This window comes from Novosphingobium sp. GW835-FHT14H07 (assembly GCF_058793515.1).
On the sequence record NZ_JBXAFX010000022.1, the window covers coordinates 18,742 to 38,382 of the forward strand.

16 protein-coding genes are annotated in these 19,641 nt (G+C 64.3%); 9 read left to right on the forward strand and 7 right to left on the reverse strand.

Going from position 1 to position 19,641, the window contains the following annotated elements; translation table 11 throughout:
* Positions 1-134 precede the first annotated feature (134 nt).
* From AC1Q5P_RS16665 to AC1Q5P_RS16685, 5 genes are all read right to left on the reverse strand, one after another.
* The gene (locus AC1Q5P_RS16665) at positions 135-1,526 is read right to left on the reverse strand and encodes a sensor histidine kinase (protein WP_492519549.1); all 1,392 of its coding nucleotides are present in this window, start codon (positions 1,524-1,526) and stop codon (positions 135-137) included.
* Between the two features lie 6 nt (positions 1,527-1,532).
* Positions 1,533-2,270: a response regulator gene (locus AC1Q5P_RS16670; protein WP_039336362.1), complete on the reverse strand. Its 738-nt coding sequence runs from the start codon at positions 2,268-2,270 to the stop codon at positions 1,533-1,535.
* A 6-nt stretch (positions 2,271-2,276) separates the two neighbouring features.
* On the reverse strand, positions 2,277-2,891 hold the full coding sequence (locus AC1Q5P_RS16675; RefSeq protein WP_492519550.1) for an EF-hand domain-containing protein: 615 nt from the start codon (positions 2,889-2,891) through the stop codon (positions 2,277-2,279).
* Positions 2,892-3,127: 236 nt separating this feature from the next.
* Complete coding sequence (locus AC1Q5P_RS16680; RefSeq protein ID WP_039336487.1) at positions 3,128-3,496, reverse strand: VOC family protein; 369 nt, start codon at positions 3,494-3,496, stop codon at positions 3,128-3,130.
* A 55-nt stretch (positions 3,497-3,551) separates the two neighbouring features.
* Positions 3,552-5,357: an aminopeptidase P family protein gene (locus tag AC1Q5P_RS16685; protein ID WP_492519551.1), complete on the reverse strand. Its 1,806-nt coding sequence runs from the start codon at positions 5,355-5,357 to the stop codon at positions 3,552-3,554.
* A gap of 56 nt (positions 5,358-5,413) precedes the next feature.
* Between AC1Q5P_RS16685 and AC1Q5P_RS16690 the strand changes: the two genes are divergently transcribed.
* The 9 genes from AC1Q5P_RS16690 (at position 5,414) to AC1Q5P_RS16730 (ending at position 17,771) form a co-directional block, all read left to right on the forward strand.
* Positions 5,414-7,504, forward strand: a complete 2,091-nt coding sequence (locus AC1Q5P_RS16690) for a S9 family peptidase (protein WP_492519552.1) — start codon at positions 5,414-5,416, stop codon at positions 7,502-7,504.
* A complete protein-coding gene (locus AC1Q5P_RS16695) occupies positions 7,501-7,896 on the forward strand; it encodes an acyl-CoA thioesterase (protein WP_039336365.1) in 396 nt (131 codons plus the stop codon). The genes AC1Q5P_RS16690 and AC1Q5P_RS16695 overlap by 4 nt, the downstream gene beginning before the upstream one ends.
* An 88-nt stretch (positions 7,897-7,984) precedes the next feature.
* Entirely contained in the window at positions 7,985-8,734 is a 750-nt protein-coding gene (locus AC1Q5P_RS16700) for a TonB family protein (protein ID WP_492477301.1), read from the forward strand.
* 201 nt (positions 8,735-8,935) lie between these two features.
* Positions 8,936-11,296 (forward strand): glycosyltransferase family 4 protein, encoded by a 2,361-nt coding sequence (locus tag AC1Q5P_RS16705; RefSeq protein ID WP_492519553.1) that lies wholly within the window; start codon positions 8,936-8,938, stop codon positions 11,294-11,296.
* A 31-nt stretch (positions 11,297-11,327) separates the two neighbouring features.
* Positions 11,328-12,575, forward strand: coding sequence for a glycoside hydrolase family 130 protein (locus tag AC1Q5P_RS16710; protein ID WP_236727173.1), 1,248 nt, complete (start codon positions 11,328-11,330; stop codon positions 12,573-12,575).
* A gap of 44 nt (positions 12,576-12,619) precedes the next feature.
* Complete coding sequence (locus AC1Q5P_RS16715) at positions 12,620-13,660, forward strand: mannose-1-phosphate guanylyltransferase (RefSeq protein ID WP_492519554.1); 1,041 nt, start codon at positions 12,620-12,622, stop codon at positions 13,658-13,660.
* Positions 13,657-14,460 (forward strand): class I mannose-6-phosphate isomerase, encoded by an 804-nt coding sequence (locus tag AC1Q5P_RS16720; protein WP_492519555.1) that lies wholly within the window; start codon positions 13,657-13,659, stop codon positions 14,458-14,460. Before AC1Q5P_RS16715 ends, AC1Q5P_RS16720 begins: the two co-directional genes overlap by 4 nt.
* A 137-nt stretch (positions 14,461-14,597) precedes the next feature.
* Entirely contained in the window at positions 14,598-16,742 is a 2,145-nt protein-coding gene (locus AC1Q5P_RS16725; RefSeq protein ID WP_492477305.1) for a TonB-dependent receptor, read from the forward strand.
* Positions 16,743-16,826: 84 nt separating this feature from the next.
* Positions 16,827-17,771: an alpha/beta hydrolase gene (locus tag AC1Q5P_RS16730; RefSeq protein ID WP_492519556.1), complete on the forward strand. Its 945-nt coding sequence runs from the start codon at positions 16,827-16,829 to the stop codon at positions 17,769-17,771.
* Between the two features lie 297 nt (positions 17,772-18,068).
* On the opposite strand, the gene AC1Q5P_RS16735 is transcribed toward AC1Q5P_RS16730, so the two are convergent.
* Together AC1Q5P_RS16735 and AC1Q5P_RS16740 are read right to left on the reverse strand one after the other, a co-directional pair.
* Positions 18,069-18,440: a hypothetical protein gene (locus AC1Q5P_RS16735; RefSeq protein ID WP_492519557.1), complete on the reverse strand. Its 372-nt coding sequence runs from the start codon at positions 18,438-18,440 to the stop codon at positions 18,069-18,071.
* Positions 18,441-18,448: 8 nt separating this feature from the next.
* The gene (locus AC1Q5P_RS16740) at positions 18,449-19,582 is read right to left on the reverse strand and encodes an ATP phosphoribosyltransferase regulatory subunit (RefSeq protein WP_492519558.1); all 1,134 of its coding nucleotides are present in this window, start codon (positions 19,580-19,582) and stop codon (positions 18,449-18,451) included.
* Between the last annotated feature and the right edge of the window lie 59 nt (positions 19,583-19,641).

Consider the following 19,641-nt stretch of genomic DNA (forward strand, 5'->3'; position numbering starts at 1 on the left):
CGATCATGACTCCCCGGCGCAATGAAGATTGGTTGCACTAGCAACCGGTCGACCACTACGCGACTCCTTTCGACGAACGGCAGGCGCGCACCGACGAAGGTCGGTTGACTATTGCGGCGGGGATGAGCGGTGGCTTAACCGAGCGGCAGGCGCATGGTTGCGGTGAGTCCGGCAATGCCATTCTCGCCGCGCCGGTTGGTGAGCGTCAGCGTGCCGCCGTGCTGGTCGGCGATGGCGCGGGCGAGCGTCAGGCCGAGCCCGGTGCCACCCGTGCCGCTGTTGCGCGAGGCATCGAGCCGGGTGAACGGCTCCATCATCCGCGCAATCTCATGCTCGGGGATGCCGGGGCCGTCATCCTCGATCCGCAGCACAGCCTCTCGGCCTTCGCGGGCGAGCGTGATGCGAGCGCGATCGCCATAGCGGATTGCGTTGGACACGAGATTGCGCAGGGCGCGCCGCATCCAGGTCGCGCGGACAGGCAGGACGACGCGGTCGGTGTCACCCAGTTCCACCGGTTCGCCCATGTCCTCGAATTCGCCGATCACGTCGGCGACCAGTGCCGAAAGCTCGGTGGGCTCGAGTGGATCGGACGGCCGTCCGACGCGGGCGAGCGACAGGATATCGTCGAGCGAGCGGTTGATGTCCTCGATCGTCGCAGCCATGCGGGCGCGCTCGACATCATCGTCGACGGCCTCGATCCGCACGCGTAGCGCCGCCAGCGGGGTTTTGAGATCATGCCCGATCGCGCCGAGCATGACGTCCTTTTCATCGAGCATTGCCGCGATTCGCGCTTCCATCGCATTGTGGGCGATGATCAGGCCCTGGATGTCCTCAGGTCCCTCTGGCTGGAGTTGGCCATCCAATGTGCGATTGCCGGCGAAGTCCTCGACCCGGCGGGTGAGGGCCTTCAATGGGCGGGCCATGCGCCGCAGGATCAGCGCCATCGTGCCGACCAGCACCAGGTACAGCACGATGGTCTGGCCGACGAGCGGCGCAAGCACGCGCATTTCACCGCCTTCAGTGAACACGCGGGTCGAGGTCCAGCCGCCAGATGGGCTGCGTATCGAGGCAATGACCAAGCGGGGCATGGGCTCCTTCGAGACCAATTCCAGTTTCCGGCGATTGCGGTTCCAGAATTCGATGCTCGGCCCGTCGCGCATCGGATCGCGTTCGAAGACCAGCACCTCGGCGGTCTCCACGCCCTGCGCGTTCAGGACTTCGCTCAGTTCGTGCTCGACGCGGGGCAGCCGCCGCTCGCCGGGGCGATAGAGTGAATCTTGCGAATGTTCGATGCGGAACGGCGGGGGCGGGCGATCATCGGCATCCCCGTGTCGATGGCGGCGTTCTTCAGGGCTGGGGCCGATCAGCCGAAAAGCGGCCGAACTCACCATGGAAACTTCGCGCCGATGATTCTGTTCGCGCCAGATCAGCACGGCGGAAATGGTCTGCGCTACCAGCAGTGCCAAGGCGATGGCGAGCAGGACCTGCCCCTGCAGGCTGCGCGGCCACAAGCGGAGGTTCTTCACGCCCGGTCAGCTTTCGTCCGAAGTGGCGGGACGCTTGCGCACCTCTGCGGCAAGCATGTACCCGCCGCCCCACACCGTCTGGATCAGTTGCGGGTTGCGGCTGTCGACCTCCACCTTCCGGCGCAGGCGCGAGATCTGGTTGTCGACAGCGCGGTCGAACAGATGCGCCTCGCGGCCCTGCACCATGTCGAGCAGGCGATCGCGATCGAGCACCTGTCGGGGGTGGTCGAGAAAGGCCATGAGCAGGCGGAACTCCGCCGAGGAAATGGCGACGACCGCGCCTTCGCTGTCGATCAGGCGGCGCTTCAATGGATCGAGCCGCCAGCCTTCGAATTCATAGATGACCGCGTCCGAGACCTCGCTCGACTGCTTGGTCGCGCGCCGGAGGACCGAGCGGATGCGAGCGACAAGTTCGCGCGGATCGAACGGCTTTACCACGTAGTCGTCGGCACCGATCTCCAGCCCGACGATTCGGTCGGTCGATTCGCCCTTGGCGGTGATGAAGATGACGGGCAGGCGCTTGGCCTCGACCAGATGGCGGCACAGCGAAAGGCCGTCCTCGCCCGGCATCATGATGTCGAGCAGCACAAGGTCGCAGCCTGCTTCGAGCAGGCGGCTGCGGGCTTCGGCGGCGGTGCCGGCCTGTGTCACGACAAACCCCTGCCGGACCAGATAGTCCGCCAGGGGTTCGCGCAGCGCAGGTTCGTCATCGACCAGGAGCAGTCGGATCGGCGCTTCGTTCATCGTGGATCAGTTAGCCGGAGGGGGCGGCGGAGGTCCATCACCCATCGCACCCATATGGCCGGCGTGCGGGCCCTTCATCTTGCCTATCATCGCCTTCATCGAAGCACGACGCTCTTCCGGCGTGATCTTGCCGTCCTTGTTGGCATCGGCCATGTCGAAGTGCGCCTTCACGCCAGCGTCGAATTCGGCGCGGGTGACGGTGCCGTCCTTGTTGGCGTCCGCCATCATGGCCATGCCGCCACCCATCATCATGCCCTTCATGCCGCCGTGGCCACGGCCACCATGACGGGCCTTGCGGTCACCATCGCGGCCTTCAGGCCCCTTCATCTGCTGGTGATGGGCAATGAATTCCTCGCGGCTGATCGAACCGTTCTTGTCGGTGTCGATCTCGGCGAACTTCTCGGCCCACTTGGCATTCTTGTCGGCCTGGTCGAGCTTGCCGTCCTTGTTGACGTCGAGCTTGACCCACATCTCGTCGGACTTGGCCTTGGCTTCAGCCCAGGTGATGGTCTTGTCGCCGTCGGCATCCATCTTCTGCGCAAAGGCGGGCGAGGCGGCGTAGAGCGCGAGCGAGGCCGTGGCCGTCACTGCAGCGGCAGCCGCAATCTGGAATTTCTTCATCGGTTAGTTCCCGTCAGTAGAGGGAGGAGACTGCGGCCACTGGCACTTGGCAAGGAGAGGGGGAGGGAGTGCCTTGCTCAGGGGGGACTGAAAACCAGCGACCGCAGTTCCTGTAGTCCCTATCTAGGCGCAGCTTGTCGCGCGACTATGCCGGGGACGCGGGTTTATTGTCGCAATTTGTCGCGCCTGCACCGGAGCGTTCATCCGCGTGCAAGCGCGGGCGGATATGCCTGCGTTCAGCCCATCACGAAGGCGTTGAGCTTGTTGCCGTCGGGGTCGCGGAAGTAGGCGGCGTAGAAGCCACCACCGCGCAGTCCCGGCTGGCCCTCGCAAGTGCCGCCATGGGCAAGCGCAATGGCGTGGAGGCGCCCGACCTGTTCCTTGTCCTTGGCCTGTAGCGCGACCATGACGCCATTGCCCACCGTTGCGGGCTGCCCGTCGAAAGGCTTCATCGCCGCAATTCCGGCAGCGCCATCGGGCACGCCCCAGGCAATCCCGGTCTCGAACTCCATCATCCGGCCCACGCCCATTTCTGCAGCGATGGCATCATAGAACGCTGCGGCCTTGGCCAGGTCATTCGTGCCGACAGTGACGTATCCGATCATCGCATTGCTCCTCATCTTTGAGTCGATAAGGAACAATACGTGAACATATGCCCCGTCACAAGGGCGCGCAGGCCGCTTCCAGCCAGATCAGATCGTCACCGGAAAGCTGCAGGGCGAGGACGTCGCGCACCTTGGCGTGGTAAGTGTCGAGCCATTCGCGCTCATCGGGTGAGAGGAGGGCGATATCCACCAGATCGCGGGCGATCGGGGCGAAGGTGAGCGTTTCAAAGCCGTAGAACTCGCCCTCGGCGCCGGAAATGTCGCGCCTTTCGACCAGCACGAGATTTTCGATGCGGATGCCGTATTCGCCGGTCTTGTAGTAGCCCGGTTCGTTCGAAAGGATCATGCCCGGCATGAGCGGCTGGCCGGTGCCGGCCTGCCCGCCGCTGGCCTTGGCAATGCGCTGCGGGCCTTCATGGACGGCGAGGAAGCTGCCGACGCCGTGGCCGGTGCCATGGGCGTAGTCGAGGCCAGCGGACCAAAGAAACTGCCTGGCGAAGCTGTCGAGCTGGCTGCCGGCGGTGCCTTTGGGGAACACGGCGCGGGCCAGCGCGATGTGGCCCTTGAGCACGCGGGTGAAGCGGTCCTTCACCTCCGCATGCGGCGCGTCAGGTCCGACCCAGACGGTGCGGGTGATGTCGGTGGTGCCATCAACGTACTGCCCGCCCGAATCGACGAGGTAGACGCTGTTCGGCTCGAGCGTACGGCTGGTCTCCTCGCTGACGCGATAGTGAACCACCGCACCGTTCGGCCCGGCGCCCGAAATGGTGTCGAACGAGAGGTCGCGGAGCAGCCCGCCCTCGGCGCGGAAGGCTTGCAGGCGGTCGGCTGCGGAAAGTTCGGTCACGGTGCCCTTGGGCGCTTCGACCTCGATCCAGCGCAGGAAGCGGGCAATGGCGGCGCCATCGCGGGCCTGTGCAGCGCGGTGGCCAGCCTGTTCCACGGGGTTCTTGATGGCCTTGGGCAGGACGACCGGATCGGTGACGGCAACGACTTGCGCACCGGCCCCTTCGAGCGCCTGGAAGATCGCGGCCACCGCCCGTTCGGGATCCACCGCCACCTTCCTGCCCTTGAGCGCCTGGAGCGCCGGGACGAAGGCCTCGCGCGGCTGGACGCGAACCGCGTTGCCGAGATGCGCCGTCAGTTCGGGCGTGACCTTCTCGGGCGCGATGAACAGGTCGGCGGTGCCATCGGCATTGGCGATGACGAAGGAGAGCGCCACGGGCGTGCGATCCACGTCCTCGCCGCGAATGTTGAGCAGCCAGGCCACCGAATCGAGCGCAGTGATGACCGCAGCGTCGAGCCCTTGCGATGCGAGCCACTCGGCCACATCGGCCCGCTTTTCCGTTGCCGACTTGCCGGCGTGTTCGGTGGCATGAGGCACCGCGGGAGCGAGCGAGGGCGCCGGCTGGTCCTGCCATACCGCGTCGACGGGGTTGTCTGTGACTGCCACCAGCGAGGCGCCGCGCGGTTCGAGTGCGGAGGCAACGCATTGCGCCCAGCTCTTGGCATGGAGCCAGGCATCGTAACCGATCTTCGCACCTTGCGGAGCATGTTTTCCGAGCCATTCCGCAACGCTGGTCTGCGGCACCGACTGGTACGACCACAGCTTGCCATCGACCTGATCGCGCACCTGCAGGGTATAGCGTCCGTCAACGAAGATCGCGGCTTCATCGGCCAGCACCACCGCCGTGCCCGCGGAGCCGCCGAAGCCGGTCAGCCATTCCAGCCGCTGGGCATAGGCGCCGACATATTCGCTCATATGTTCGTCAGAAATGGGGATGACGAAGCCGTCCAGCCCGTCCTTGGCAAGCTGCTTGCGCAAGGCGTCGAGGCGGGCTTCATGAGTTTGCATCAGCATGGGATCGGTCCTGAATGTGGGCGGCCCGCCTTGCGGGCATCATGCACGCAACATAGATGCGGGGGATGAGCATTGCCACACCTCCTGTCGCCGCCCGCATTCCGCACAGCTTTTCGCATCATGGCCTGACCGTCTCCGACGATTACGCCTGGCTGCGCGATCCCGGCTATCCCGAGGTCGCCGACAAGGCCGTGCTTGCCCATCTCGAAGCCGAGAACGCCTGGTTCGAGGCTCGCATGGCCGAGCGCAAGCCGGTCATCGACGCCCTGTTCAAGGAAATGCGCGCCCGCATCAAGGAAGCCGACAAGTCCGTGCCGCAGAAGGATGGCGACTTCCTCTACTGGATCGAGTTCGAGGAAGGCGCCGAATACAAGAAGTGGTGGCGCAGGCCGGTTGGCGCGCCCGACGATGGCAGCGCGGACGAACTGATTCTCGATGAAGTCGCCCTGGCCGAAGGCAAGGACTACTTCCGCCTTGGCGCGATTGCGGTGTCGAAGGACGGGACGAAGCTCGCCTGGTCGGTGGATGACAACGGCTCCGAACGCTTCACGGCCCGCATCAAGATCATCGCCACCGGGGAGGTCCTGCCCGACGAGATCCCCGGCACGCTTTCCGGACTGATCTGGGTGAAGGACGACACCGGCCTCGTCTACAGCCTTGCCAACGAGAACTGGCGGACGGACAACGCGCGCCTGCACTGGATTGGCCAGCCGCTGGAGAACGACGTCGAACTCTATCACGAGGACGACGAGGGCTTCCGCGTGGCCGCGTCGCTTTCGGCCAACGAGAAATGGCTGATCATTTCGACCGGCGACCACGAGACGGGCGAGGTGCGACTGGTTCCGGCGGACGATCCGCTTGCCGAACCCCTGCTGGTCAAACCCCGGCAGAAGGGCGTGGAGTACGATGTCGATGAGCGCGATGGCGTTCTCTATATCCACGCCAACGATACCCACGAGAACTTCCGCCTCGCCACCGCGCCGCTCGCGAACCCCGGCGAATGGACCACGCTGATCGAGGGAACGGACGATTTCTACCTTACCGGGTTCGACCTGTTCCGCGACTTCTACGTGACCGAAGGGCGTGTGCGCGGGTTGGACCGGATCGAGGTGCGCTATTACGACGATCCGTCTCGCATCGAACCGATCGAGTTTCCCGAAGCAAGCTACGAAGCTTCGCTTGGCGACAATCCCGAATGGGACATGAGCGTGCTGCGCGTCGGCTATGAATCGATGGTCAGCCCGGCGTCGTCCTATGACTATGACGTGGCCACCCGCAGCCTGACCCTGCTCAAGGTGCAGGAAATCCCGAGCGGGTACGATGCTTCGCTTTATGACACGGCGCGGCTGGAAATTGCGGCGCGCGATGGCACGATGGTCCCAGTCAGCGTGGTCTGGCGCAAGGACCGCGCGGCCATCAATGGCGAACAGGGCGGTCCGCTGCACCTCTATGGTTACGGCGCTTATGGCATCGCCATCGGGCCGGGCTTCTCGACCACGCGGCTGAGCCTTGTCGACCGCGGATTTGCCTATGCCATCGCGCATATCCGCGGCGGCGACGATCTTGGCCGCGCGTGGTACAAGGCGGGCAAGCTGGAAGCGCGGACCAATACCTTCAACGACTTCGTCGACGTCGCCAGGGGCCTGATTGAGCGTGGGTTCACGCAGGCTGGCAAGATCAGCATTTCCGGCGGTTCGGCCGGGGGTGAACTGATGGGCGCAGTGATCAATTCCGATCCAGACCTGTGGGGCGCGGTCGTGGCCCACGTGCCGTTCGTCGACGTGCTCAACACCATGCTTGACGAGGACCTGCCGCTGACACCGGGCGAGTGGCCTGAATGGGGCAACCCGATCGAGGACAAGGCGGCGTTCGAACTGATCCAGTCGTACTCGCCCTATGATCAGGTCAAGCCGCAGGGCTATCCGCCGTTGATGGTGACTGCAGGCCTCAACGACCCGCGCGTGACCTATTGGGAGCCTGCCAAGTGGGTGGCGAAGCTGCGCGAGGTGAAGACCGACGGCAACGAGCTGATCCTCAAGACCAACATGGGCGCGGGCCATGGCGGCAAGTCGGGCCGGTTTGAGAGCTTGAAGGAAACGGCGGAGGAGTTCGCCTTCATCCTGTGGCAGCTGGGGGTGGAGGCTTGAGCAACAGCCACACCCTCACCTTTACCGCAGGCCCCGAGCACATCGACGAGCTTGGCCATGTCAACAATGCGGTGTGGGTGAACTGGATTCAGGATATCGCCACCGCGCACTGGTCCGCGGTCGCCTCGCCCGAGCACCAACAGGCCTACGTCTGGGTCGTGACGCGGCACGAGATCGATTATCGCGGAAACATCGTTTCGGGCGAGAGCGTCACGGCCGAGACCTTCATTCCGGAACCGCCCACCGGCGCGAGGTTCGACCGGCGCGTGGATTTCCGCAACGCAGGCGGCAAGGTCATCGTCAGCGCGAAGACCACCTGGGCGATTATCGACCGCGCATCAGGCCGCATCCTGCGCGTGCCGAAGGATGTTGCCGCGCCGTTCCTGCCATAGGGTTTCGTCCTGAGGCTTTCCATTCCGCCTGAATGGTTGCAACCATAGATGACCCGAATGCGTTTGGCCGCAGATGCAAGGGCAGTACGTGGATAGGACGAGTGGCGCAGTCACGCCGTCAGGGCGCTATCGCGACCGCCAGCGCAGCGGGCGCGAGCGGCTTGCGCCCACCGTGCTCGCCGCATTGTTGCATATCGTTGTGCTGTGGGGTGTGATCCACGGTTTCGGCGGGGTCCCGGCCATGACCGATCTGGCCAAGGAGGCTTTCACCACCAGCACTTTCGATGTGCCGCTGGACGAGCCCAAGCCCACGCCCAGTCCGACCACGCCCGAACCCGCTGGCGCTTCGGGGGAGGAGGGGAAGAAGGCCAAGCCCAAACCGGTGATCGCCAAGGCTCGCGTCCCTTCGCGCAAGGAGAATGCGCCACCGGTCGCCTCGACCGGCCAAGACGCGCGTTCGGGCGCAGCCGCGCAAGGGCAGGGGACCGGCGGCGGTGGTGAGGGCACGGGCACCGGCAGCGGCGCCAGCGGCAATGGTTCGGGTGGTGGTCTTGCCCGGAAGGCAGAAAAGATCGCCGGCGATATCCGCTCGACCCGTGACTACCCGGTCAGCAGCCAGCAGGAACGCATCGGCAAGCGCGTGGTTATCCTGCTGACGGTCGGCACGGACGGACGCGTATCGTCCTGCCGTGTCTACCGCGCGAGTGGCGTGCCCGAGGCCGATGCGACAACTTGCCGTCTTGCCACCGAGCGCTTCCGCTTTCGGCCTGCGCTTGATGCGGAAGGCAATCCGGTCACCTCCAGCTACGGCTGGGAACAGCGCTGGTTCGAACCATAATACTGCACTGCAACATAGCAATTCTTATATCCTAAGTTATACAAATGGTTGGATAGAAGAACTTTTGCGGTAACCTGCGTTATTTCCGCGCTATTTTTGTTGCATCGCAATGCAACCGGATTGCTCTCCCTGCGTTGGTTCATCGACAGTACAGCATCCGCGCCATGCGGTTTGCGACGAGCCTTCGGAAACCTGCACGCCATGACTCTCATCGAAAATGCCTTCGGCACCGGCGACGCTTCCGCTCCCGGAGTCCTCTCCTTCCTCCGTCGCGGCCAGAAAGCGCCCTGCCGCGTTGCGTTGATTGGGGGCTACACGCCGCGCAAGTGCGGCATCGCCACCTTTACCACCGATATCTACGAGCAGCTCCGGGCACATCATTCGGACATCTCGGTCGATCTTCACGTTATCGACGATGCGCGTTCGCCTCTTGAATACGACGGTGTGCGCGGGCTCATCCGTTCAGATCAGGTCGAGGACTATCGCGCCGCGGCGCGCCGCATGAACGAGGACGCGGTCGATGCGGTCTGGCTCCAGCACGAATACGGCATCTTCGGGGGTGCCGATGGCGATATGGTGCTCGAACTCGTCGACCGGGTTGCGGCGCCGCTGATCGTCACCCTGCATACGGTTCTTGCCCAGCCATCCGCGCATCAGCGCGAGGTGCTTGAACACATCCTGCGCCGCGCCTCTCGCGTCATGGTCATGTCGCAGCACTCGATGGGGCTGCTGCAGGATCTCTACCGCGTTGCTCCCGAACGCATCATGGTGATTCCGCATGGCGCGCCAGACCGTCCGTTCGGCCGTGGCGAGGCCTACAAGGCGCGCATCGGCCATGAGGGACGGCGCGTTATGATGACGTTCGGCCTGCTCGGCCCAGGCAAGGGGCTTGAAACGGTCATCGAGGCGCTGCCGGCCATCGTGCAGAACCATCCCGATGTCGTCTATCGCATCGTTGGTGCCACCCATCCCAACCTCGTTGCCAGCGAAGGCGAGCGCTATCGCGAGAGCCTTGAGGCCCTCGCTCAGGATCTGGGTGTTGCCGCCAACATCGAGTGGGACAACCGCTTCCTCGATCTGGACGAACTGCTCGACCAGCTCGAGGCCTGCGACATCTACCTGACGCCATACCCCAACATGCAACAATCCACCTCGGGGACCCTCAGCTATGCCGTGGCATTGGGCAAGGCTGTGGTCTCGACCCCATATGTCCACGCCCGAGAACTCCTTGCCGATGGGGTGGGGGTGCTGGTCGATCCGCGCCGGGCCGATGTGATTGCAGCCGCTGTGAATCGCCTGCTTGATGATCCCGACGAACTGCATGCCGTGCAGAAGCGCGCCTGGGACAAGGGCCGCGAGACGATCTGGCCCCGCTTTGCCGGCGCCGCCCGCGAACTGGTCGAAAGCGTGGTGGTCCGACCTGATCGCACGACCCCGCTGCTCGCGACGCCGGGCTTCTCTGGCGTGACTGCGATGAGCGATGCCACCGGCATGCTGCAACACTCCATCCTGACAGTGCCCGACCGCCGTCATGGCTACTGCCTGGATGACAACGTGCGGGCACTGATGCTGATGGGTGTGGCCGACACCGTGCCCCTGGCAGAGCGGCAGCGCTGGGCCATGGTCTATGCCTCGTTCATCCAGCACGCCTGGAATCCCGACGCGCGCGCCTTTCGCAACTTCATGAACTTTGACCGGACCTGGTGTGAACCGATCGGATCGGCCGACAGCAATGGCCGAACGGTCTGGGCGCTGGGCCGGGCCATGAACGATGCGCCGGACGCCGGGCTTCGGCACTGGGCAGCACAGTGGTTCGACATCGCGCTTGCTCCGGTTTGCACGATGGATGCCCCTCGCACGGTTGCGTTCGTGATGCTCGGCTGCATCGAGGCTTTGCGCGCCAACCCTGCACATGGCGAGGCGCTGAACAGCCTTCGCCACGGCGCCGAGTTGCTTGCCAACCTTCTCAACGAAGCGCGTCGCCCCGATTGGGCTTGGTTCGAAGCCGTGCTCAGCTATGACAATCCGCGCCTTTCCCAGGCGCTGATCGGGGCCGGGCAGGTTCTGGAGCGAGCTGCCTGGGTGGAATCCGGCCTGTCCTCGCTGCGTTTCATTGCGCGGCAGCAGGTTTCGGCGCAGGGGCACTTCCGCCCGGTGGGTTCGGAAACCTTCGGTCGGCCTTATGAGAACATGCCGTTCGACCAGCAGCCACTGGAAGCTTGGGCTGCGGTCGATGCGGCGGCGACCGCCTATGCCGCGACCGGTGATATTACATGGCTGCGTCATGCGGAAACCGCCTATCGCTGGTTCCTGGGCGGTAATGACCGCGGCGAGGTGCTTGGCGATATCGTGTCAGGCCGCTGCCGCGATGGCGTGACCCCGCAAGGGGTCAACCTCAACTGCGGTGCGGAGTCTATCCTCGCGTTCCAACTTGCGCATTACGCCATGGTCGATATTGCGCGGCGCCCGGGTTCCGGAACGATCCGTCAGGAACCTATTCCGCCCCATGCCATTGCCATGAAGAACAACAGCAAGGGTACGCAACAGCTTGCGGGTGCTTGAACAACGACTTCATGCCGATCCCTCCAGGGTCGTGCTTCGTCCATTTCATCTTGGCTGGCAGGGGCCCGGCGGCTCTGGCGCGCGCGCGCGCAAGCTCGTCGCCGATGTCCTTTCGCTTGGCCACAAGGAGGCAGACGAGGAGTACGCGCGCGTGCTCCACGATTTCGAGGAGCGTCACTGGCAGACCGAACAGCTTTTCGAGGAGCGCTATCGCCAGATGGAGGCGGTGCTCAACTTCGATGGTTCGGAACTGTCGATCCGCCGCAAGCGGCTCATCGGTGCCTACTTCTGCCACGAATACACTTATGCCGCTGCGGCCCTGATGAACCCGAGCATCGTGCCGCATCCCGACCAGTCGGGCATGACCGACGGCGCAGTCCGGTTCGTGATGAGCCTGCGTGCCGTGGGCGAGGGGCACATCAGTTCGATCGTCTTCCGGGAAGGCATTGCCCTTCCCGACGGCGCTTTCGAACTCTGGCCGCAGAGCCATTTTGCAACAGCCATGCTGCCGGACGACAGCCTGACGGTGTGCCAAGGGGCCGATTGCGCCGTCACGTTGCATCGGCACTCGGAGAGCACGCTTTCCAACAGCGTGATCTTTCCTGTGACCGAACAGCAACGCGGCGGCTTGGAAGACCTCCGCCTTGTCCGCTTTGACCATGGCGGTGGGGATTACGAGTGGATCGGCACTTACACTGCCTATTCCGGAGCAGATATCAGGTCCGAATTGCTGCGCACGCGGGATTTCCGGTCCTTCCTGCTTGAACCCATCGTCGGGCGCGCCGGTCGGAACAAGGGCATGGCGCTGTTTCCGCAGAAGGTGGGCGGGCAATATTGCATGGTCGGCCGGCAGGACGGCAAGAACCTGTTCCTGCTCCGCTCGGACAGTCTCGAGCGCTGGGACGATGATGGCGTGCTGCTGATGGAGCCGGAATTCCCTTGGGAATTCGTGCAGATCGGCAACTGCGGCAGCCCGATACTGACCGACCACGGCTGGCTGTTGCTGACGCACGGCGTGGGCGCGATGCGCAAGTACGCGTTGGGCTGCGCCTTGCTCGATCGTGATGACCCTTCGAAAGTCATCGCGCGCTCAAGCAAGCCATTGCTGACAGCCATTGATGCCGATCGCTTCGGGTATGTTCCCAACGTAGTCTATACTTGCGGTGCGCTGCTGGTCGAGGATCAGTTGCTTGTGCCATATGGCATATCAGACAGCGCCGTGGGGTTCGCTACGACATCGGTTGGCGAGATGCTGGCAAGAATGGATGCAACTCGCTAGAACAGTGCTTCGCTGCGCTGCAGCAAGTCAGATCAAGGCAACACATGACCAATACAGTTCCCGTGATCCTGTGCGGCGGTAGCGGCACCCGTCTGTGGCCGCGCTCGCGCAAGGCGCGGCCAAAGCCATTCCTTCCGCTAGTAGGCGACGAGACGCTGTTTCGCGCAACCGTCCTGCGCTGCCCGGTGGGGGAAGGCTTTGGCAATCCTGTCGTCGTGACCGGTGCCGCCCATCTCGATCATGTCGAGCAGCAGTTGCCTGATCCTGCCAATACCCGCATCATTGTCGAGCCGGAAGCGCGCAACACTGCGGCGGCGATCGCGCTTGCCGCGCTGACCCTGCCGGAAGACGCGATCATGCTGGTCTGCCCCAGCGACCATCATATCGGTGATTGCGATGCCTTCCGGGCCTCCGCGCACAAGGCGGCGGCACTGGCGCAGGATGGCTGGCTCGTTTCCTTCGGCATCGTGCCCACTGCGCCCGAGACCGGTTTCGGTTATCTCAAGCAGGGGGAAGCGATCGACGGCACCGGCGGTCGCCGCGTCGAGCGCTTCGTCGAAAAGCCCGATCTGGCCCGCGCGATCGAGTTCCTCGGCAGCGGTGACTATGCCTGGAACGGGGGCATATTCGCATTCAGGGTCGGCACCTTCCTCGAGGAACTCGGCCGACATCGGCCCAACATTCTGTCGGCCGTGCGCGAGGCCGTGGCCAAAGGGCGGGAAGATGGCATGCGTTTTCATCCCGATCACGAAGCCTTTGCCAAGGTGCCCAGCGAATCCGTCGACTATGCCGTCATGGAAAACACTTCGCGCGCAGCGATGGTCCCGGCTGAGATGGCATGGTCCGACATCGGCAACTGGCAGGCCCTGCACGAAGCGCAGGATCGCGATGAATCGGGCAATGCCGTCCGCGGTCGGGCGGAACTGAAGGATTGCAGCAACGTACTCGTTATGAGTGATGGCCCCCGCGTTTCGGTGGTGGGCGCGTCGAACCTCATGATCGTCGTCGATGGCGACGAAGTCCTCGTCTGCACGCCGGAAGGTGCGCAAGGCGTGGGCAAACTTTCCGGAGCTGCGAACCAGTGAAATTGCTGCCGAGGCGGATAGTCGAAAAACCTTGGGGAAAGAACGATCTGCCCCCGCCTTTCGAATCCTACTCGGGCAAGAGCATTGGCGAAATCTGGTTCGAGCCGCCGCCCGAACTGCCATCGGTCCTGATCAAGTACATCTTCACCAGCGACAAGCTTTCGGTGCAGGTGCATCCCAGCGACGCGCAGGCGAGGGCGCTGGGCGAGCAGGATCGCGGCAAGGAGGAATGCTGGCTGATCCTTGATGCCGAGCCGGGCGCGAAGCTGGGCATCGGCTTTGGCCAGCATCTGGATGGCGAAGCGCTGCGCACAGCAGCGCTCGATGGCAGCATCGAGGGGCTGATGGACTGGTATCCGGTTCAGCGCGGGGACTTCTTCTATATTCCCGCCGGCACAGTGCACGCGATCGGGGCGGGTATAAGCCTGATCGAAATCCAGCAGAACAGCGACATCACCTATCGTTTCTACGACTATGGCCGACCTCGCGAATTGCACCTTGAGCAGAGCGTTGCGGTTGCACGGGGCGAGCCGCACGACCCCTCGCTACGGCGCCACGATGTTCTGTCGAAACCGGGCAAGCTGGCCAGCGGCAAGTATTTCCGTGCCGATTGCGTGATTGGCGAGCCTGCGGCCGATGTGCAAAATGCGTATGACGGTCCATGCCTTGTCATCCCGGTCGATGCCGCCGTTGCGGTAGCGGGCGAGGCAGTGGACGTAGGCCATTGCGCCCTTGCCGCTGCTGCCGCCGACGTGGCGTTCTCTGCATCCGGCACCTGCCTGCTCGTCCGACCGGCCTAGCGTTCTCGTTCTTCCTTGGAAAAAGGGCGGCGGATTCATGTAATGTTATGTTGTAACATGCGTGCGGCGCCTGTATTGAGCCGTCAACGCCGCAGCCCGAAGGGCGGGTGGCCAGTCGCATTCAGCAAGGACATTCCATGCGTCTTTCTGCTCTCTTCCTCAGCGCTTCACCGATTTGCGCTGTTGCATTCGCCGTCCCCGCCGTGGCGCAGCAGGCTTCTGCTCCTGCAGCTGATGACCAGGCAGACGGGCACACTCAGCCGTCGATCCAGATCGTCGTCAGCGCCCCGTTCGAACGCAAGCGCGACGATGTGGCGTCGGCAGTAACCGTCCTTCAGGGTGACGATCTGCAGTTGCAGCAGCGCTCGACCATCGGGGAGACGCTGGCCCGCCAGCCGGGTGTGTCCTCCACCTTCTTTGGCCCCAATGCTTCGCGCCCGATCCTGCGCGGGCTGGATTCCGAGCGGGTGCGCGTGCTGACCGACGGGATCGGCAGCTTCGACGTGTCGAACACATCGGTCGACCATGCCGTGGCGGTCAATCCCCTCTTGGCCGACCGCATCGAGATCCTGCGCGGCCCGGCTGCGCTGCTCTATGGATCGGGCGCGATCGGTGGCGTGGTCAACATGCGCGATCTGCGCATCCCGCGCGAGGTGCCCCAGTCAGGACCGCACGTCGACGCCGTGGCCGGCCTCGCCTCGGCAGCCGAAGAGCGCAATGTCGCAGCCTCGGTAAACGCGCCGCTGGGTGGCGGGTTCGTGGCGCATCTGGACGGCAGCTTCTTTGAATCGGGCAATTACCGCACCGGTGGCTTCGTGTTCAGCAAGGATCTGCGTGAGGAAGCGGCGGAAGAGGGTGGCGAGGTGGCCGATGAGGCGCAGGCGCGGGGGCGGCTCGAGAACACGTCCGCGCGCACCTGGGACGTGGCCGGTGGTCTCGGATGGGTCGGCAGCAATGGCGCAAACTTCGGCTTTGCCGTCAGCCATCTCGAAAATCGCTACGGCATTCCCAACAGCCTTGAAATCCACCACGACGATCACGGCGAAGAAGGGGGTGTCACGGCGCTGGCCGAAGACGACCACGAGGGCCACGGCCATGAGGACATCACCCTCGACATGCGGCAGACCCGCGTCGACGTGCGCGGCGCAGTGCCGCTGGGCGGCGCGTTCAAGGAGCTGAAGGTGCGCGGCGGGTGGGCTGACTATCGCCACGACGAGATTGAATCGACCGGGGAAATCGGCACCAGCTTCTTCAACAGGAGCTGGGAAGCGCGCGCCGAACTGGTGCAGGCACAGCGCAACGGCTGGCAGGGTGCCAGTGGCCTCCAGTACTTCAGCCGCAATTTCAATGCCGTGGGCGAAGAGGCCTATATTCCCGCCAACGAGACACGGCAGATCGGCCTGTTCACCCTTCAGGAGTTCGACCTCGGCGTCGCGAAGCTGGAAGCGGGGGCGCGCTACGAGCATGCGACCGTCAGGTCCGCTGCAATCGGGCGGGAGAGGACGTTCGATTCGGTCTCGCTCTCGCTGGGCGGTTCGGTCGATCTCGGCAGTGGCTTCCGCCTTGCCCTCAGCGGGGCCCGCAGCGAACGTGCGCCTTCCGCCGAAGAACTGTTCGCCAACGGTGCCCACGCCGCCACCCGCGCCTTCGAGATCGGCAATCCCGATTTCCGCAAGGAACGGCAGATCGGCGGCGAAGCGGTGCTGCGCGGGCGCGGCGAGGGCTGGCGCGTCGAGCTTTCCGCCTTCATCAACCGCTTCGACAACTACATCTTCCTCAACCCCACCGGCGAGGAAGAGGACGAACTGCCGGTGTTCCAGTATGCTCAGGCCGACGCCCGCTTCTATGGCTTCGAGGCCGAAGGCGCGGTTACCGTGGCTCAGGCGGGCGATACCCGCTTCGAACTGACCGGCCTTGTCGATTACACCCGCGCCGATGTGCTGGGCGCCAATGGTCAACAGGGCGGGGCCGTGCCACGCATTCCCCCGCTGCGCCTGATTGGCGGACTGGAAGCCAGTGGCAGCGTGATCGGCGGGCGCTTGGAGGTGGAGCATGCCACGGCGCAGCGCCGCATTGCCGCGTTCGAAACCGAAACGCCGGCCTGGACCATGGTCAACGCGAGCGTTTCGTGGAAGCCGTTCGGCGCGCAATCGCAGACCACGCTGATGCTGCAGGCCAACAACATCTTCGATGTGGAAGCGCGCCGCCACACCAGCTTCCTCAAGGATGTCGCCCCGCTGTTCGGGCGAGACATTCGCTTGAGCGCCCGCTTCAGCTTCTGATCACCTGCTGAATCTGGTGGTTCATCGCAGATAAACCCGTGGCCCATCAGTTTTCTCAGCAAGGGAAAACGGTGAGGTCACGGCATGAAGCGGACATGGATCGTCGGCGCAGCGGCGCTGGTCATACTGGGGGCAGGGCTGGCGGAAGCCCGCCCCGGCGAGCGTTTGCGCGAACGCATCGCCAAGCGCATGGAGCAACGCGCGGAAGGTTCGGCAAAGCGTGAGCGTGCGCCGGGCGCGCAGACCTTCGCCTACGGCTCCGATCCCCTGCAAGTCATGGACTACTGGGCTCCTGCTACCATTGACATCGCGCCCAAGCCCAAGGTCCCGCTCGTTCTCTACGTCCACGGCGGCGGGTGGAAGCGCGGGAGCAAGGACACCGCGATGGGCAATGCCCTGCCCGGCCACTTGCGCGATCAGGGCTATGCCTTTGCCTCGATCAACTACCGCCTCGTGCCCGATGCCACGGTCGAGCAGCAGGCGAGCGACGTGGCGCAGGCGCTGGCCTATTTGCTGGCCCGCGCCGACAAGCTGAACATCGATCGCAGCAAGGTCGTCATCACCGGCCACAGCGCGGGCGCACACCTCGTCGCGCTGGTCGGCACGGACGAGCAATACTTGCGCAAGGCGGGCCTGTCCTTCGCCGACATAGACGGCGTGATGCCCAACGACGGCGCGGCCTATGACGTGCCCCAGCAGATGGCGCAGGCCGGCCGCATGATGGCCGATACCTACAAACAGGCCTTCGGCACCGACCCGGCGCGCCAGAAGGCGCTATCCCCCACCTACCACGCCGCCGCCCCCAACGCCCCGCGCTTCCTCCTCCTCCACGTTCAGCGCAAGGACGGCGTGGCGCAGGCGCAGGAGCTCGGCGCGGCGCTGAAGAAGGCGGGCGTGACCGTCGAATACGGCAGCTTCCCCGGCACCGGCCTGCAAGGCCACGCCGAAATCAACCGCAAGCTGGGCGAACCGGACTATCCCGCAACGCCGGTGATGGATGCGTGGTTGAAGGGGGTGTTTGGGGGGTGAGACAAAATCCTCCCCGTTTTTGCGAAGCACAAATGGGGAGGGGGACCGCCCGAAGGGTGGTGGAGGGGGAGAGAAGCCCCTCCGTCATTCGCTGCCGCGAATGCCACCTCCCCGTTTGTCCTTCGGAAAAACAGGGAGGATTGGGCCGTCGCCCCGTGCTCGACACGGGGCTTGGCTTCTCCTCGCAGCCGAGCGCGGAAGAAGAAAAACCAAGTCCCGGATCAAGTCCGGGACGACGGGTTTTGGGTTTGCGACAACCCTGCTTGTTGTCTGGATTCCCATCAGCGCCACAGGGCATCAATGCCGCAATGGAACTCGCCTTGCCTGGTAGTAAAATCGAACTCCGGCAGTGAATATCAAAATGACAAAAAACTGCAGTGCCCAAGACACCGCAAGCGCTTGAAAATCATCGGTCGGTTTTAGCGGAAGTTTTCTATCCATCGGCATCGTTGCTGTAACCGACGCAACACACGCGGTTGCAATTGCTGCGGTTGGCCATGACACACCGCGTCTAACCAATACGAAAAGGCAAAAGAGCAGCACACAAGCTAAGCCAAGTTGGAGGTAATAGCTCCACTCTGAAGAAGCCCAGACCAATCCGACTGCTGCCAACCCGAACAGAAGGGTTGCTCCAGCGAACAGTCCGATCACCAAGCAAATCACCTTCATGTTCGGTCCTACCTCACCTTCTCCGGCCCACTCTTCCCTAACACATGCGTGCACCCCAACCCCTGCGCGCTGTCCGCATCGCTCAACGCCGCGACCGTGCGCCACCCAATCGACCGCAACCTCGCCGCTTCATCACGGTCATGCCCCAGCGGCAGGAACACGCGGTCCTCCGGCGTTTCGCTGGCCGAAAGCAGGTCGATCAACGCATCCGGGTACAGCGAAAAGCCGGTGGCGGCTTCGTCCTTGCCATTGCCCGCAATGCGATAGGTGCCGCCGCGTCCCACCGGGCCGCGCGCGCCTTCGGCGTAGAGGGTGAAGCCGAACCAGGTCTGGTATTCGAAGCCGTGGCGCTCGCTGGGGTCGAGCGTCAGCCGCGCTGCGCCGTTCAGGCTGGCGGCGATCTGCCTGAGCGCCGCGATGCGCGAGGCGAGCGCGCCGCCGGCATCGATGGCCGAGAGCTTCTCGATGGCGCTGTCGAACTCGCCGGTGGCGTAAAGCAGCGGCACATAGGCCTCGCCGCCCACATCGCGTAAGCCCCCAGCGTCCTTGGTGTCGAGTTCGCGCCGCACCGCCTCGATCTGCGCAGGTTCCAGCGGAAAGGCCTTGGCGGCCAGCGTATCGACCAGATCGGGCAGGGTGAAATCGACGCTGACGCCGCGCGCGCCTGCGGCCTGCAGCGCCTCGACCGCGATGGAGACGATCTCGGTCGCCGCCGCCAGATTGTCCGCACCGACCAGCTCCGCGCCGCACTGCAGCTTCTCGCGCGCGGGGTTCAGCCCGTCGCTCTTGATGGTCAGCACTTGCCCTGCATACATCAGCCGCAGGGGGCGCGCCGCCTCGGCCAGCCGCGTCTGCGCGATGCGGCCGATCTGCGGGGTGTGGTCCGAACGCAAACCCATCATCCGCAAGCTCGACGGATCGGTGAAGCGGAACATGCGCCTAGTGGATGTGGGTGACTGGATGCCCGCCATGCGCGCGGCGAGGCTCTTTTCGAACTCGATCATCGGCGGCAGCACGCGGTCATAGCCGTGGCCGTGCATCACATCCTGAATGCTGCGCATCACGCGCGTGGTGGTCGCCGCCTCGGCAGGCAGGCGGTCCTCAAGCCCCTCGGGCAGCAAGCTGGAATCGACGTCGGTCATGGTTGGGGCGCTTAGCGGCTAGGTAGCCAAAAGCAAAGGGCGGGCGCATCGCTGCACCC

Coding starts and splice junctions, on each gene's coding strand:
- AC1Q5P_RS16670 (WP_039336362.1), bottom strand. CDS start 2,270: ATGAACGAAGCGCCGATCCGACTGCTCCTGGTCGATGACGAACCTGCG.
- AC1Q5P_RS16675 (WP_492519550.1), bottom strand. CDS start 2,891: ATGAAGAAATTCCAGATTGCGGCTGCCGCTGCAGTGACGGCCACGGCC.
- AC1Q5P_RS16680 (WP_039336487.1), bottom strand. CDS start 3,496: ATGATCGGATACGTCACTGTCGGCACGAATGACCTGGCCAAGGCCGCA.
- AC1Q5P_RS16685 (WP_492519551.1), bottom strand. CDS start 5,357: ATGCTGATGCAAACTCATGAAGCCCGCCTCGACGCCTTGCGCAAGCAG.
- AC1Q5P_RS16690 (WP_492519552.1), top strand. CDS start 5,414: ATGCGGGGGATGAGCATTGCCACACCTCCTGTCGCCGCCCGCATTCCG.
- AC1Q5P_RS16705 (WP_492519553.1), top strand. CDS start 8,936: ATGACTCTCATCGAAAATGCCTTCGGCACCGGCGACGCTTCCGCTCCC.
- AC1Q5P_RS16715 (WP_492519554.1), top strand. CDS start 12,620: ATGACCAATACAGTTCCCGTGATCCTGTGCGGCGGTAGCGGCACCCGT.
- AC1Q5P_RS16725 (WP_492477305.1), top strand. CDS start 14,598: ATGCGTCTTTCTGCTCTCTTCCTCAGCGCTTCACCGATTTGCGCTGTT.
- AC1Q5P_RS16730 (WP_492519556.1), top strand. CDS start 16,827: ATGAAGCGGACATGGATCGTCGGCGCAGCGGCGCTGGTCATACTGGGG.
- AC1Q5P_RS16735 (WP_492519557.1), bottom strand. CDS start 18,440: ATGAAGGTGATTTGCTTGGTGATCGGACTGTTCGCTGGAGCAACCCTT.
- AC1Q5P_RS16740 (WP_492519558.1), bottom strand. CDS start 19,582: ATGACCGACGTCGATTCCAGCTTGCTGCCCGAGGGGCTTGAGGACCGC.